This window comes from Pseudomonas sp. SM4, from assembly GCF_051913165.1.
Classification (GTDB): Bacteria; Pseudomonadota; Gammaproteobacteria; order Pseudomonadales; family Pseudomonadaceae; genus Aquipseudomonas.
On record NZ_JBODOE010000007.1, the window covers coordinates 137,666 to 152,369 of the forward strand.

The window sequence follows — 14,704 nt, forward strand, 5'->3', positions numbered from 1 at the left end:
CTTCCTTCAATCCTCGACCACCCAGGTGTCCTTGGTTCCGCCGCCCTGTGATGAGTTCACCACCAGCGAGCCTTCGCGCAGCGCGACGCGAGTCAAACCGCCGGGCACCACGCGGGTTTCGCGCCCGGACAAGACAAACGGGCGCAGGTCGATATGGCGCGGCGCAATGCCGTTTTCGACAAAGGTCGGACAGGTCGACAGCGACAGCGTCGGTTGCGCGATGTACGCGTGGGGCTTTGCCTTGATACGTTCGCGAAAGGCGTCGATTTCGGCCTTCGTCGACGCCGGCCCGACCAGCATTCCGTAACCGCCGGAGCCTTGGGTTTCCTTGACCACCAGATCTGGAAGATTGGCCAGCACGTGGGAAAGTTCAGACGGGTTGCGGCATTGCCAGGTCGGCACGTTTTTCAGGATCGGTTCTTCATCGAGGTAGAAACGGATCATGTCGGTGACAAACGGGTACACCGATTTGTCATCGGCCACGCCGGTACCGATGGCGTTGGCCAACACGACGTTGCCGGAGCGATAGGATGACAGCAGACCCGGCACGCCGAGCATCGAGTCCGGGTTGAACGCCAATGGATCGAGGAAGGCGTCGTCGAGCCGGCGGTAGATCACATCTACCGCTTTCGGGCCGTCGGTGGTGCGCATGAAGACTTTGTCGTCACGCACGAACAGATCCGCACCCTCGACCAGTTCCACGCCCATTTCCCGCGCAAGAAATGCATGCTCGAAGAATGCACTGTTGAAGCGCCCCGGCGTCAGCACCACGACGCTCGGGTCATCGATCGGGCTGGAGCTTTTCAGGGTGTCGAGCAGCAGGTTCGGGTAGTGATCGATCGGCGCGATGCGTTGCGCGGCGAACAGCTCCGGGAACAGGCGCATCATCATCTTGCGGTCTTCGAGCATGTAGCTGACGCCGCTCGGCGTCCGCAGGTTGTCTTCGAGCACGTAATACGTGCCGTCGCCATCGCGCACCAGATCGACGCCGGAGATATGCGAATAGATATCGCGGTGCAGATCCAGGCCTTGCATCGCCAACTGGTATTGCTCGTTGGCCAGCACCTGTTCGGCGGGAATGATCCCGGCCTTGATGATGCGTTGCTCGTGATAGAGGTCGGCGAGAAACATGTTCAACGCCTTGACCCGCTGGATGCAGCCGCGCTCGACGATCCGCCACTCGCTGGCGGGGATGCTGCGCGGAATGGTATCGAAAGGAATCAGCCGCTCGGTGCCCTGCTCGTCGCCATAGAGCGTGAAAGTAATCCCGGCGCGATGGAACAGCAGATCGGCCTCGCGTCGCCGTTGGGCCAGCAGCTCGTCAGGCGTGTCGGCCAGCCATCGGGCGAACTCCCGATAATGCGGGCGAACCTGGCCGCCGGCGTCGTACATCTCATCAAAATAGGTGCGGATCATGCCGTACTCCTTGTCACCCGGACCTACAGGCCTTCGCAAGGCCCGTGCCATCGGCATAAACGCTTTGATTTCAATCGGTTGGATATTCACGCCAGAGAGACCGCACCATTCCTGTGCGGCAATTGCCCCAACCTGATTGCCCCCGCTTCATTGCGACGCACTGCATCGCCTATCACCAGCATAGTCAGAGTTGATTTCACTGCCCGGCGCCGCTTGCGGATAATCCGCGCATTCGCTGCAAAACTTAGCCGCTCACAGCATTGCGAAGTGCTCAGCTCAACTGACCTGGACTGCCCCGGCAACCCGCCCAGCCTTAACCCTGACCGGTTTCCTCTGCTTATCGGTCTTCCCTTTTAGCCACCCTCTCCGGTGGCTTTTTTTTGCCTTTTGGAAATGTTTTGAAAGCAAAAGCAAAAGATCGCAGCCTCCGGCAGCTCCTACATTGATCACCTGTAGGAGCTGCCGAAGGCTGCGATCTGTTGACTTTGAAAATAAACGGAGATCAGTTCAAACGGTGGCGGTTGCGCACCTCCTGCTTGACGCCCCAGCCTTCGATAATGCCGCCCAGCGGTTCGACCACGGCAGAGAAACCCTGCTCGAAATCGCCAATATCGTCATACGTCGCATACATCACTTTGCTCAATTCCAGCGCCCACGCGCCGTCATCGCGCACGCTGACCTGGGCATTGATGGACTCACCACGAAATTTGCCTGCCGCCCTGCGCGCCCGCTCCTCGTCCGGGAAAATGGCGTAGAACTCGATGGGATGGAATCGGGAAAAATCGAAACCGCCTTCTTTCATGCGGCGCAGAACATTGCTGCTGATGTCTTCTTGATAGGCTGTGCTCATGAATCGTCCCCCTCACATAGATGGATAGACTTTCCGTATTCCCGCCCCGGGCCTCAGGCCAAAGTACGACGGCAACGTGGTTGCACGCGGGAACAAGCATGTAGCTGACAAGACCAGACCTTAGCGATCCGTTCGCTGATCTCGCTTGCAGAGTAGCCCCAAGTCAGAGCTGCTGCCAAGGCCTGGTGTCAAGGTGACAGGAAGAATGTCAGACGGGAGTGATGCTGCGGATTTCAATGCTGTTCTGGGTTTTCAGGCTTTTCGCCCCGGCGTCGGGGGTGCGCCCTTCCAGATCGTTCAGATCCAGTGCGGCGGCCACGGGCAGAAGCTTCGCCTTGATCAGTTGAGCGGCCTCATCGTCACTGGGGCATTCCGCGCGCTCGAACACCTCATCGACAATTTCACCATGATCGTCCACGAAAGTGACTTTCCACTTTTGCATCGGTGCCTCCTCGATCAAACCCGCAAATGGGCTTACACCTAAATCGACTGGTGCGCCGAAAGTTGGTTCAAAAGGATTACAACGCACGAACATGAAAAAAATGACATCGTGGAGATGCACCGCGAATTTTGCACGCAACCATTGTGGTAAGGGGATTTACCTGTGGTGAGGGGATTTACCTGTGGTGAGGGGATTTACCTGTGGCGAGGGGATTTATCCCCGTTCGGCTGCGCAGCAGTCGTGAAATCAGCAAACGCGGTGTATCAGGAAGACCGTGGGTGCTGATTTTGGGGATGCTTCGCATCCCAACGGGGATAAATCCCCTCGCCACAAAAGCTCCCTCAATGGGGAGCTTGCGGTGGGATCAGTCGTTGCTTGGCTTGTTGATCGCTTGCAGCACGTATTGCGGCAAGGCGAACGCGCCGATGTGGATTTCCGGGTTGTAATAGCGGGTGACGATGCCGCTGCCGATGAAGCGCTGTTGCAGGGTTTCCCGGCTGAGCTTGCGGTAGGCCGGGTTGGTTGAACCCCACGCAAATGTCATCGAACCACCGATGTAGGTCGGCACCGCCGCCTGGTAGAAGTGCCAGTCCGGGAACAGGCTTTTCAGGCGACCGGCGGTGGTTTTCACTTCGTCGATCTGCATGAACGGCGTGCCGTTCTGGGTCACGAGGATGCCGCCTTCATTCAGGCAGCGGTGGCAGGCCTGATAGAAGTTCTCCGAGAACAGCACTTCGCCCGGGCCGATCGGGTCGGTGGAGTCGGAGATGATCACGTCGAATTTTTCCGTGGTGGTGGCGACGAAACGCATGCCGTCGTCGATCACCAGGTTCAGCCGTGGATCGTCGTAAGCACCGCTGGAGTGGTTCGGCAGGAATTCTTTGCACATGTCGACCACGGTGCCGTCGATCTCGACCATGGTGATGTGCTCGACACCGGCATGCTTGGTCACTTCGCGCAGCATGCCGCCGTCACCGCCGCCGATGATCAGCACGCGCTTGGCGCTGCCGTGGGCGAGGATCGGCACGTGGGTGAGCATTTCGTGGTAGATGAATTCGTCGGCTTCGGTGGTCTGGATCACGCCGTCCAGCGCCATCACACGGCCCATGCGCGGGTTCTGGAAGATCACCAGGTGCTGGTGTTCGGTGCGCACTTCGTGCAGCAGTTTTTCCATGCGAAAACGCTGGCCGTAGCCTTCGTAGAGGGTTTCCAGGTACTCGCTGGTTTTGGTGACGGTCATGGTGAAGTGCTCCGATGAATGCGCGGGCGTCAATCGTGGGGATGATTGCCCGGGAAAGGCGCGCATTCTACGTTGCCGAAGATGACAGGTCGAACCTCACAACCATAATCCCTGTAGGAGCTGCCGCAGGCTGCGATCTTTTGATCTTGTTTTTTTACAATCAACATCAAAAGATCGCAGCCTGCGGCAGCTCCTACATAGGTGCGGTCAGATCCGGACGTTGCCGCGCGGTCCGGCGATTGCCCAGATGATCAGGCCCAGCACTGGCAGGAGGATGATCAGCAGCACCCAGACGATTTTCATCCCGGTGGTCGCGCCGCTTTTCAGTACGTTGATGATGGCCCAGATGTCGAGGGCGAGGATGATCAGGCCAATCAGACCGTTGAACGTGGAACCCATGGTGTCGCTCCAGAATAGTGGCATGCACTTTTAGGATAGACGGTCGCGCGCAGGGTTCCCTTTTATTGCACTCAGACGTGAACGGCGATCTTCAGGGCTTCCAGCGCTGGCGCGGCGGCGATGCCGACTTCGGCGCACAGCTCCAGCACCCGTGGCACATCGTTGCCGAAGACCAGCACCATTTGCAGCTCATCGTCGAGCAGTTGGCTGAAGTTCATCAGCGTGTAACCGCCGTTTTCCTTGTTCATGCTGCTCATCTGCACCTGGATGCGGTTGAGCGCGGTCAGGGCTTCGGTTTTCGCCAGTTGCTTGGGCTTGAGGTTGAAATCCACGCCCGGGCCGAACGAGGCGACGATCTGCGCAAACAAATCGACGTAGGTGTCGGCCTGGAACAGCACGGTTTCCGGCAGGCTGCCGACCACCACCCACTCGCCCAACGGGATCGGGAAGGTGTCGTCGTAGTTGATGTCCGGGTTGGCGGCCAGGAAGGCGTCGGAATCAGCGTAGGCTTGCGCCGCTTCATCGGCCACGCTCAGGATCTCGTCCTCGCCCATGCAGCCGGAGCTGATTTTGCTGATGAGTTCGACGAGTGCGGCTTTCATGAGGGCGGATCCTGTGGCGAAGGTGAAATTTCAGGGCGCGGAGGATAGCGCACAAAGCAAAAGATCGCAGCCTGCGGCAGCTCCTACAGAGGGATCAGTGTAGGAGCTGCCGCAGGCTGCGATCTTTTGACCTTATCAACCCAACAATTTTTCCAGCTGCGCAGTGGTATCAACCGCGCCCATGGTGCGGGCCGCATCGAGTGCCGTCACGCCATTGGCGTCCTTGGCCTGTGCATTGGCGCCTTTGCCGAGCAGGTAATCAACGATTTCAACACGGTTGAACATCGCCGCCATCATCAGCGCGGTACGGCCATCAAACGACGAACCTTCGATCTCGGCACCCGCCTCGACCAACGCCTTGACCACCGCCAGGTCACCTTTGAACGCCGCACCGGCAATCGGGCTTTGGCCGTTGCCATTGCGCATTTCCGGATCGGCTTGGTGTTTAAGCAGCACATTCACGGCGTCAACATGACCGTAATAACTGGCGAGCATCAGCAGCGTGTCGCCCTTGCTGTTCTTCAGGTTGACCGGCAAACCGGCGCTGACCAGGCGATCAAGCATCTCGGCATCACCGTCGCGCGCCTTGTTGAAAACCTGCTCGGTGAATTCGGCAGCTTCTTCAGGGGTCATCTGGCGGCTTTGGTCGGACATGGGGCAACTCCACTTTCGGTCAATCGGAAAGCCGACAGTTTCCCGAGCGAGACGAAAACTGTCACCCCCTTTTTCTCAAGATGATCTATAGCCACAATCAATAACGGTACTTGCCGTGATTGATTTCAGCCAACACTGCATCGGTCACCTGTACGTAAGTCTCGCTGCCCGGCAGCCAGGCGAAGATCGGATCGTCACCTGTCTGGCCGGGATCGAAACCTTCGTTCTTCAAGCGAGTTTTCTGGTACTTGAAGGTACCGGTGGTTTCCATTTTCACTTTCACCCGCAGGAAAAGCGGTACCGCATACGCCGGCATGCGTTCACGGATGAAGCTCAGTAACGCGGCGAAATCCAGCGTCGCGAGGGACTCGGACGGCGTGATGGCCGCCATGCCGGCGCGCCCGTTGGTGTTGCGTATTTCGACGCCATACGCCACGGCCTCGGAGATCTGCGGGTGTTGCAGCAAGAGGTTTTCAACTTCCGTGGTGGAGACGTTCTCTCCCTTCCAGCGATAGGTGTCGCCCAATCGATCAACAAACTGCGCATGGCCGAAGCCGATGTTGCGCAGCAGGTCGCCAGTGTTGAAAAAGCGGTCGCCCTTGCTGAACACATCTTTCAACACGACCTTGGCGGTTTTCTGCGGATCGGTGTAGCCGTCCAGCGGCGCTTTCTCGTCGATCCGCGCCAGCAACAGGCCCTGATTGCCCTTGCCGACCTTGCGCATAAAGCCGTCGTCGCTGCGGATCGGCTCGCCACTGTCATGGTCGTAGGCAACCAACTCCCAAGCCATCAGCGAGAAGCCGATGGTGTTGTCGAAATTGAGGACGTTGGTGAAACCGATATTGCCGTCGCTCGCTGCGTACAGCTCACAGATGTGATCCACCGCGAAGCGTGTCTTGAACTCGGCCCAGGCACCGGGGCGCAAACCGTTGCCGATCATCTTGCGCACCTCGTGGCGGTTGTCGTCGGCGCTGGCCGGTTGATCGACCAGATAACGGCACAATTCGCCGACGTATCCGATGGTGGTCGCTCGATAGCGGCGCACGTCGTTCCAGAACTGGCTGGCACTGAACTTGCGCCTGATCGCGAAGCCCGAGGCGCCGTTGACCGCCGAGCCCCAGCACACGCAAAGACCGGTGGCGTGGTACAGCGGCAAGGTGCAATAAACGACGTCGTCAGGGCCCATATCGAGGGCGATCAGGCCGAAACTGGCGGAGCTGCGCATCCAGCGGCCGTGCTTGAACACCCCGGCTTTGGGCAGGCCGGTGGTGCCTGAGGTGTAGATGTAGAAACACGGGTCGTCGAAAAACACCTGCTGGCTGCTCGGCGGATTATCGCTGCAGGCGTCGGCACTGGCGCTGATCAGATTGACGTAGCTGTCGGGCGCGATGCCCGGATGGCTGTAAGTGTCCTGATCGGCCACAAACCAGACCCGCTGGGGCACAATCGACACTTGCTCGCGCACGGCGGCAAATGCGGGCAGCAATTCTTCACCAACAACAATCGCCACCGGCGCCACCAGGTTCACGCTGTGGATCAGCGTGTCGCGCGTTTGCGAGGTGTTGAGCAATGCGCTGACCGCCCCGACCTTGGCCAGCGCCAGAATGGTCACCAGCAATTCCGGACGGTTTTCGATAAACACCGCGACCACGTCGCCCTTGCCGATGCCCTGCCCGCTCAGATAATGAGCGATGCGGTTGGCCCACTGGTTGACCTGTGCATACGTCAGCGACACATCGCCCTGCAATAACGCAGGCCCGTGCGGATTGCGCAGGGTCGCTTGCTCGAAGGTCCAGCCAAGGCCACAACTCTGTGTCGGATCCGTGACGTTGGCCACCTTCATGCCTTTGACCACCCGCGGGATGGCTTTGGCAATCATCGGCAGCTTGCGGAGCATCATGCCCCAGGTAATCGTGTCGCTTGGCGCGTGACTCATGGAAGCTCCCCGTTCGACCTTGACGTGCAGGCCGGTGTTTTTATTGTCGGGCAAAGGCTGATACGACCGACGCATCCGAGCGCGGGCCGAGATCGAAAATACGTCAGCGCTTCTCGGGCTGTACACGCGGTTTTTGCAATGTTTTGTATCCGCTGACGTGGCGGGCGCGGAGCTGATCCCCGGGTCAGCGTTTGGTTCCGTAGAAATGAACACGATCCCGCAAAATGCAGGATGCACGATGGCCACTCATGCAGATTGCACGACGCCTTGAAAAACCATTATTTTCAAGCCATTGATTTATAACGATATTTTTTTAATCAAATGCTGGCACAAACTCTGCAACCTCCTCTGCATGCTTGCCATTCAAGTGCATACGGAGCTGAAAGACATGAGCCTGATCCAAGAAAAATTTACCTCCCTGTTCTCCAACTTCGACGTCACCACTGCGCCACGTCCCGATGGCGGGATCCTGCTGACCTTGCGCAGCAGCGATGGCAAAGTGTTCAAGCGTGCACTGACTTATCAACAACTGCATGCTGGCGACCAACTGTCGTGGGCGATCAGCGCAATCCGTCGTGACCTCGCGGAACAAGCCAGTGAGCTGCCGCAAATCGCCATGCTGCAAAGCCAGCAGCGTTTTGCTCTGCCGACGTATCACTCGCTGTAAGTTTTAAACCGCCTTAAACAAAACAGGCCGTGGAGCGCTCGCTTCACGGCCTGTTTTTTGTGCGCTTTCACTACTTCATCGCGGACTCACTGTAGGAGCTGCGGAACGCTGCGATCTTTTGATCTTGTTTTTTAAATATCAGGATCAAAAGATCGCAGCGTGCCGCAGCTCCTACAGGGTTTTGTGTGGTTAGAAGGCTTCGGGTTCGATGGCGGTAAAGGTGTCGACGGTGATGTGGCTGCCCAGCTCGCCGCCTTCGCGGGCCAGGCCGCAGGTTTGCAGGCCGGCCGCTTGTGCGGCGTCGAGTTCTTCGACGATGTCGGAGAGGAACAGAATCTCAGCCGGCTCAACGCCGATGGCTTGCTGGATGTTGGTGTAAGACTGCGCCTCACGCTTGGGCCCCGACGTGGTGTCGAAGTAGCCGCTGAACAACGACGTCAAATCCCCCGCCTCCGAGCAGCCGAAAATCAGTTTCTGCGCCTGAATCGAGCCCGACGAATACACAAACAATTGATAACCCGCAGCGTGCCAGCGTTGCAGCGCTTCGACCGCGTCGGGGTAAACGTGCCCTTTTAACTGCCCGGCGTGATAACCCTGCGCCCAGACCATGCCTTGCAAGGCCTTGAGCGGCGTGGCTTTGCGATCTTCCTCGATCCAGCTCAAGAGAATTTCAACAACCCGCTCAACATCGGCTTGCGGTGCATTGCTGTCACGGCGCACGGCATCGAGTTGTTCGGCGACGTCGGCACGTCCGGCGTTCTGCCGAACGAAGTCCGGCAGGTGTTTGGCCGCGTAGGGAAACAGCACGTCAAACACGAAACTCACCGCGCTGGTGGTGCCTTCGATGTCAGTGACAATGGCTTTGATCGACATCGAATCAGTCCTCCAGACGCGGGAAACGACCGGCGATGTCTTCGCCGGTGAAATTGGCAACCCAGCCTTCAGGGTTGTTGAACAGGCGGATCGCGACGAAGTGCGGATGCTCGCCCATGTCGAACCAGTGTTTGGTGCCGGCCGGTACCGAGATCAGATCATTCTTCTCGCAGAGTACGGCGTAGACATAATCGTCGATGTGCAGGGTAAACAGCCCACGGCCGGCGACGAAGAATCGTACTTCGTCTTCGCCATGCCGATGTTCTTCGAGAAACTTGGCGCGCAGTTCGGCTTTTTGCGGATGGTCGCTATTAAGGCTGATGACGTCGACGGTGATGTAACCGCGTTCGGTCATCAGTATGTCGATCTGCTCTTTATAAGCGCTGATCACTTCTTCCTGGGTGGCGCCGGGCTGAATCTTCGCCGTGGCTTGCCAGCGGTCAAAGCGCACGCCCTGCTCGGCCAGGGTCGAGGCGATGTCTTCAAAGTGAGTCAGCACTTTGTTGGGAATGTCGGGGCTGGAGACGTGATAGACGGACAGGCTGCTCATTGGGGCAATTCCTCGGTATCGGCCTTGCCGTCCGGTTCTTGCAGACCGGTCGGGCACAGCATTTCATCAGGCAAATGGGCTACTTCTGGTGAAGTCAGCCTTGGCGGTTCATGACGCTGCGGGTTTTCAACTCGCATTCAAACAGAAATTCAAAGGCCTCGATCTGCCGCAGCGCGTCGTTCATCTGCGCGCCCCAGGTGTAGAGGCCGTGGCCGCGAATCAGATAGCCGACGCAATCGGGATGGGCGTCGAGCCAAGGCTGCACCTTGGCGGCGAGGCGCGCAATGTCCTGATCGTTGTCAAAAATCGGCACGCGCACCCGCGATTCGTGGGTCGAAACACCGCTGAAGGCTTTTTGCAGTTCGTAATCTTCGAACTCGATAAAGTCTTCCGGCGTCAGGCGCGACAGTACCGTGGCGTTGACCGAATGGGTGTGCAGCACCGCGCCGATCTCCGGACGCCAGCTATACAGCTGAGTGTGCAGCAGGGTTTCGGCGGAGGGCTTTTTGCCCGGTTCCAGACTGTTGCCGGAAAGATCGGTGGCGAGCACATCGTCCAGACCCAACTGGCCCTTGTGCTTGCCCGACACCGTCAGCAGCGCTTCGCTCGGCGACAGGCGCGTCGAATAATTGCTGCTGGTGGCCGGCGACCAGCCGCGACCATAAAGAAAACGCCCGGCGTCGACGATTTGCTGGGCGAGCTGTTCACGCGTAAGGCTCATGGCCTGTCCTCTTGCATACGTGTGGCAATGATAACGGCAGCGGCGAGTGCCGCGAGACTGGCAATACTAAAGGTCAATGTCGCGCCGAGGGCATTCCAGCTGTAACCGGAATACAACGCGCCGAGCGCACCGCCGGTGCCGGCGAGTGCCGCATACAGTGCCTGGCCCTGCCCTTGCTGGCGCGCGCCGAAGCTACGTTGCACGAAAGCGATGGCAGCGGCGTGAAAACTGCCGAAGGTCGCCGCGTGCAGAACCTGTGCGAACAACAGCACCCACAGAAACTCGGCGAACGAACCTAGCAGCAACCAGCGCAGCGCCGCCAGCAGAAAACTCGCCAGCAATACGCGGCGCAGGGAAAACCGCGCAAGAATCCGGCTCATCGCCATGAACATCAGCACTTCGGCGACCACGCCCACGGCCCAGAGCATGCCGATCGTGCCGCGCGTGTAACCAAGTCGTTCGAGGTGCAAGGTCAGAAAGGTGTAATACGGGCCGTGGCTCATCTGCATCAGCGCCACGCAGCCATAAAACGCCAGCACGCCGGGATTGCGCAGCTGCTTGAGGAAACCCTCGCCGCTCGGCCGGTTGCCTTGCGGCGGTTGCGCGTTCGGCACCCACAGACTGCTGAGGACGATGCCAGCCATGATCAGTACAAGCGCCGCCGGGTAGATGTCGAGGCTGAGCCATTCGAACAGACGACCGAGCACGACCACGGTGATGATGAAACCGATCGACCCCCACAGGCGAATCTGGCTGTACCGCGAGGTCTGCCCCTGCAAATGCGCGAGGGTGATGACTTCGAACTGCGGCAGCACCGCGTGCCAGAAGAATGCGTGCAGCGCCATGACCATTGCCAGCCAGGCGTAGGTTTTGCTGACGAAAATCAACGAGAAGGTCAGCAGCGTACACACGGCGCCGAAGCGCACGATGGCCAGGCGCTTGCCGGTGTAGTCGCCGAGCCAGCCCCAGATGTTTGGCGCTACGCAGCGCATCAACATAGGGATCGCGACCAGTTCACCGATTCGCGCCGGACTGAAACCGAGGTGATCGAAGTACAGCGCCAGAAACGGCGCTGTCGAACCCAGCAAGGCGAAATAGAACAGATAGAAACTGGACAGCCGCCAGTAAGGGAGCGCCGCCACGCCAGTTATGCCGCGACGGCTTTAGAGCCTGCCATCAAAGCTGACCCAGCACCGGCGTGCTCACGCGCACATCGGCGTTCTGGCCACGGTGACGCAGCAGGTGGTCCATCAGCACGATGGCCATCATCGCTTCGGCAATCGGCGTGGCGCGGATGCCGACGCACGGGTCGTGACGGCCCTTGGTGATGACGTCGACCGGGTTGCCGTGGATGTCGATCGAACGGCCCGGGGTGGTGATGCTCGACGTCGGTTTCAACGCCAGATGGGCAACGATCGGCTGACCGGACGAGATGCCGCCGAGAATGCCGCCGGCATTGTTGCTGAGGAAACCTTGCGGGGTCATTTCATCGCGGTGTTCGGTGCCGCGTTGGGCGACCGAAGCGAAACCGGCGCCGATCTCCACGCCTTTCACCGCGTTGATGCTCATCAGCGCGTGCGCCAGTTCTGCGTCGAGGCGGTCGAAAATCGGCTCGCCCAGACCCGGCATCACACCTTCGGCAACAACGGTGATCTTCGCCCCGACCGAGTCCTGGTCGCGACGCAATTGATCCATGTAGGCCTCAAGCTCAGGAACCTTGTCCGGATCCGGGCTGAAGAAGGCGTTCTCTTCCACTGAATCCCAGGTCTTGAACGGGATTTCGATCGGGCCGAGCTGGCTCATGTAGCCACGAATGACGATGCCTTGGCTGGCCAGATATTTCTTGGCTATCGCACCGGCTGCCACGCGCATCGCGGTTTCGCGCGCCGAGCTGCGGCCGCCGCCACGGTAGTCGCGCTCGCCGTATTTGTGGTGGTAGGTGTAGTCGGCGTGGGCCGGGCGGAACAGATCCTTGATCGCCGAGTAGTCCTTGGACTTCTGGTCGGTGTTGCGGATCAGCAGGCCGATCGAGCAACCGGTGGTACGCCCTTCGAACACGCCGGAAAGGATTTCGACTTCGTCGGCTTCCTGACGCTGGGTGGTGTGGCGGCTGGTGCCTGGCTTGCGGCGATCGAGGTCGCGCTGCAGGTCTTCGAGGGAGATCTCCAGGCCCGGCGGGCAGCCGTCGACAATGGCGACCAACGCCGGACCATGGCTTTCGCCCGCGGTGGTGACAGTGAACAACTTGCCGTAGGTATTGCCGGACATGCAGGACGCTCCGTGAAATCAAACCCAAATTCGTGATGCGCGCCAGTATACGCAGGCTAACCGAGTAGTTCATCCTCGAACCTTAGTGGTGCGGGTGAGTCCAACCGGCATCTTGGCGAATGATGGCGTGATGATGCTGCGAGTTTTGATCTTGAGTCTTACCCTGTTTACGGGCTTTGCCCAAGCGACGGTCTTACAACGCCCGGTAACTTTGGATACTGGCACCGGTGAGCTTTTCGGCTCACTGTTGCTGCCAAAGTCCGACAAGCCGGTGCCGGTTGTCCTGATCATTTCAGGCTCCGGCCCTACAGACCGTGACGGAAACAACCCCGACGGCGGGCGCAACGACAGCCTCAAACGACTGGCGTGGGTGCTGGCCAAACACAACATCGCCAGCGTGCGTTACGACAAGCGCGGCGTGGCCGCCAGCCTGGCGGCGACGCCGGACGAGCGTAATTTGTCGGTCGAGGCCTACGTGGCCGACGCGCAGGCCTGGGCGCGCAAGCTCAAGGCTGATCCGCGTTTCGGCCCGCTGATTCTGCTTGGCCACAGTGAAGGCGCGATGATCGCCACGCTGGCCGCGCCGAATGCCGAGGCGGCGGCGCTGATTTCCCTGTCCGGCACTGCCCGGCCGATCGATCAGGTCCTGCGTGAACAACTGGCGCGCAGCCTGCCGCCGCCGCTGATGCTGCGCAGCAATGAATTGCTCGACAGCCTCAAGGCCGGCCACACCGATGACGATGTTCCACAACCGTTGCAGGTGATTTTCCGCCCGAGCGTGCAGCCGTATCTGATTTCGCTGTTCCGTCAGGATCCGGCCAGGGCGTTTGCGCAACTGAAGATGCCGGCGCTGATTGTTCAAGGCAGCAACGACATTCAGGTCGGCGTTGATGACGCCAAGCTGCTCAAGGCTGCCAAACCGGACGCCGAACTGGTGGTCATCGAAGGCATGAACCACGTCATGCGCATCGTGCACAACGACATGAAGCGGCAATTGGCCTCGTACAAGGACCCGAATTTGCCGCTGGCCGCAGAACTGGGCAGCAGAATCATCGAGTTTATTGACGGACTTCGCACCCGTTAAACGCTGTTTGCCCTCCAGTCCTGCAAAAAACGGCCGATAAGCCTTTGTCGCCAGCGCTATGGCTGGCGGCAAGCAGGGCTTGGACAGGATCTCGCCGTTATGACTGATACCCAGACTTCACCCGACACCACCGCTGAAAAAGACGCATCGCCAGCGGCCGAGCTGCCGTGGGCGGATGTCCACGTCGAGCACCACAAGATGCTCCGCCTGGCCCCGCTGCAGACCGACCGCAATACCGGCGGCCGGCCTCTGCGCTTTGTCGAATTCGGCTACGCCGAGCGCAACAGCAAAGAAAAAAGCCTGATGCGCATGGCGATCAAACTGCCGAGCCAGCGCGTTCGCAAAGAGCAGAATCATCTCGATGTGTGGGTCGATCACACCACCAAGCGTGTGAGTTTCGGCCCGGACAGCGGCTTGCAGATCGAACCGCTGAATCGCGGGATCGGCCGTTTCATGGCCGCACAAGGCATCACCTGGGCGAAAAAGCGCTGGCCCGCCTACACCGTCGACGGCATGGACTTGAACAACAAGGACGCGCTGAACGAAGACACGCGCCTGCGTCGCGATCATTTTCTGCGCGTGCACGGTTTTGATGTGGTGTATGCCGATGCCCAGCATTTGAAGGGTAGCGTCAAGGATGTGCTGGTCGGCGATTTGCTCGGCGACTGGAACAGCGAAAAGCTGCAGATCGTCGAGATTCTTGAAGCGGCGCAGATGCTGCAGCAGGCCGAGCAGAATCTGGCCGAGCAGGAAGTGAAGCTGAAGAAGCAGGAAGACAAGGTCAGCAAGTTCAAGCGTGAAGACGCCGGGTTGCGGTTCACGATTACCTGTCTGGTGGCGTTTGCGGTGTTTCAGGCGGGGCTGTTGATCTGGATTGCCACACACCGGTAAAGATTCAAGACCGAGGCGCTCCCATCGCGGGCAAGCCACGCTCCCACAGGTTTTGCGCCGTACCCGAATGTTGCGGTACACACAAAAACCTGTGGGAGCGGGCTTGCCCGC

General features: G+C 59.3%; 16 protein-coding genes. 3 read left to right on the forward strand and 13 right to left on the reverse strand.

The window, feature by feature from the left end; translation table 11 throughout:
- Window positions 1-6 precede the first annotated feature (6 nt).
- The 8 genes from ACQ4MY_RS14990 to ACQ4MY_RS15025 all read right to left on the reverse strand — a co-directional run bounded on the left by ACQ4MY_RS14990 (window position 7) and on the right by ACQ4MY_RS15025 (window position 7,539).
- Window positions 7-1,416: a circularly permuted type 2 ATP-grasp protein gene (locus ACQ4MY_RS14990; RefSeq protein WP_007914061.1), complete on the reverse strand. Its 1,410-nt coding sequence runs from the start codon at window positions 1,414-1,416 to the stop codon at window positions 7-9.
- Between the two features lie 502 nt (window positions 1,417-1,918).
- Window positions 1,919-2,266 carry a ribonuclease E inhibitor RraB gene (locus ACQ4MY_RS14995; RefSeq protein ID WP_007914059.1) on the reverse strand — a complete coding sequence of 116 codons (348 nt, stop codon included), beginning with the start codon at window positions 2,264-2,266 and terminating at the stop codon, window positions 1,919-1,921.
- 208 nt (window positions 2,267-2,474) lie between these two features.
- Window positions 2,475-2,708: a hypothetical protein gene (locus tag ACQ4MY_RS15000; protein WP_008080946.1), complete on the reverse strand. Its 234-nt coding sequence runs from the start codon at window positions 2,706-2,708 to the stop codon at window positions 2,475-2,477.
- A 364-nt stretch (window positions 2,709-3,072) separates the two neighbouring features.
- Window positions 3,073-3,948, reverse strand: a complete 876-nt coding sequence (gene speE, locus ACQ4MY_RS15005) for a polyamine aminopropyltransferase (RefSeq protein ID WP_008080944.1) — start codon at window positions 3,946-3,948, stop codon at window positions 3,073-3,075.
- A gap of 207 nt (window positions 3,949-4,155) precedes the next feature.
- Window positions 4,156-4,347 carry a PLDc N-terminal domain-containing protein gene (locus ACQ4MY_RS15010; protein ID WP_007914053.1) on the reverse strand — a complete coding sequence of 64 codons (192 nt, stop codon included), beginning with the start codon at window positions 4,345-4,347 and terminating at the stop codon, window positions 4,156-4,158.
- 71 nt (window positions 4,348-4,418) lie between these two features.
- Window positions 4,419-4,949: a hypothetical protein gene (locus ACQ4MY_RS15015; RefSeq protein ID WP_440095677.1), complete on the reverse strand. Its 531-nt coding sequence runs from the start codon at window positions 4,947-4,949 to the stop codon at window positions 4,419-4,421.
- 135 nt (window positions 4,950-5,084) lie between these two features.
- Window positions 5,085-5,603: an ankyrin repeat domain-containing protein gene (locus tag ACQ4MY_RS15020; RefSeq protein ID WP_158830633.1), complete on the reverse strand. Its 519-nt coding sequence runs from the start codon at window positions 5,601-5,603 to the stop codon at window positions 5,085-5,087.
- A 97-nt stretch (window positions 5,604-5,700) separates the two neighbouring features.
- Entirely contained in the window at window positions 5,701-7,539 is a 1,839-nt protein-coding gene (locus ACQ4MY_RS15025) for a long-chain-acyl-CoA synthetase (RefSeq protein ID WP_440095678.1), read from the reverse strand.
- A 388-nt stretch (window positions 7,540-7,927) separates the two neighbouring features.
- On the opposite strand from ACQ4MY_RS15025, the gene ACQ4MY_RS15030 reads away from it, so the two are divergent.
- Complete coding sequence (locus ACQ4MY_RS15030; RefSeq protein ID WP_008080936.1) at window positions 7,928-8,206, forward strand: DUF3509 domain-containing protein; 279 nt, start codon at window positions 7,928-7,930, stop codon at window positions 8,204-8,206.
- Between the two features lie 189 nt (window positions 8,207-8,395).
- Here ACQ4MY_RS15030 and mtnC read toward each other — a convergent pair whose 3' ends face one another.
- The 5 genes from mtnC to aroC all read right to left on the reverse strand — a co-directional run bounded on the left by mtnC (window position 8,396) and on the right by aroC (window position 12,618).
- Entirely contained in the window at window positions 8,396-9,079 is a 684-nt protein-coding gene (mtnC, locus tag ACQ4MY_RS15035) for an acireductone synthase (protein ID WP_440095679.1), read from the reverse strand.
- Between the two features lie 4 nt (window positions 9,080-9,083).
- Window positions 9,084-9,629, reverse strand: a complete 546-nt coding sequence (locus ACQ4MY_RS15040) for a 1,2-dihydroxy-3-keto-5-methylthiopentene dioxygenase (protein ID WP_440095681.1) — start codon at window positions 9,627-9,629, stop codon at window positions 9,084-9,086.
- 94 nt (window positions 9,630-9,723) lie between these two features.
- On the reverse strand, window positions 9,724-10,350 hold the full coding sequence (locus tag ACQ4MY_RS15045; RefSeq protein WP_008080933.1) for a methylthioribulose 1-phosphate dehydratase: 627 nt from the start codon (window positions 10,348-10,350) through the stop codon (window positions 9,724-9,726).
- Window positions 10,347-11,492, reverse strand: a complete 1,146-nt coding sequence (locus ACQ4MY_RS15050; RefSeq protein WP_400648562.1) for an MFS transporter — start codon at window positions 11,490-11,492, stop codon at window positions 10,347-10,349. The genes ACQ4MY_RS15045 and ACQ4MY_RS15050 overlap by 4 nt, the downstream gene beginning before the upstream one ends.
- A 34-nt stretch (window positions 11,493-11,526) precedes the next feature.
- A complete protein-coding gene (gene aroC / locus ACQ4MY_RS15055; RefSeq protein WP_008080929.1) occupies window positions 11,527-12,618 on the reverse strand; it encodes a chorismate synthase in 1,092 nt (363 codons plus the stop codon).
- Between the two features lie 130 nt (window positions 12,619-12,748).
- Here aroC and ACQ4MY_RS15060 point away from each other — a divergent pair, with 130 nt between their 5' ends.
- A complete protein-coding gene (locus tag ACQ4MY_RS15060) occupies window positions 12,749-13,702 on the forward strand; it encodes an alpha/beta hydrolase (RefSeq protein ID WP_440095683.1) in 954 nt (317 codons plus the stop codon).
- 99 nt (window positions 13,703-13,801) lie between these two features.
- Window positions 13,802-14,593, forward strand: coding sequence for a hypothetical protein (locus ACQ4MY_RS15065; protein WP_008080925.1), 792 nt, complete (start codon window positions 13,802-13,804; stop codon window positions 14,591-14,593).
- The last annotated feature ends 111 nt before the right edge of the window (window positions 14,594-14,704 follow it).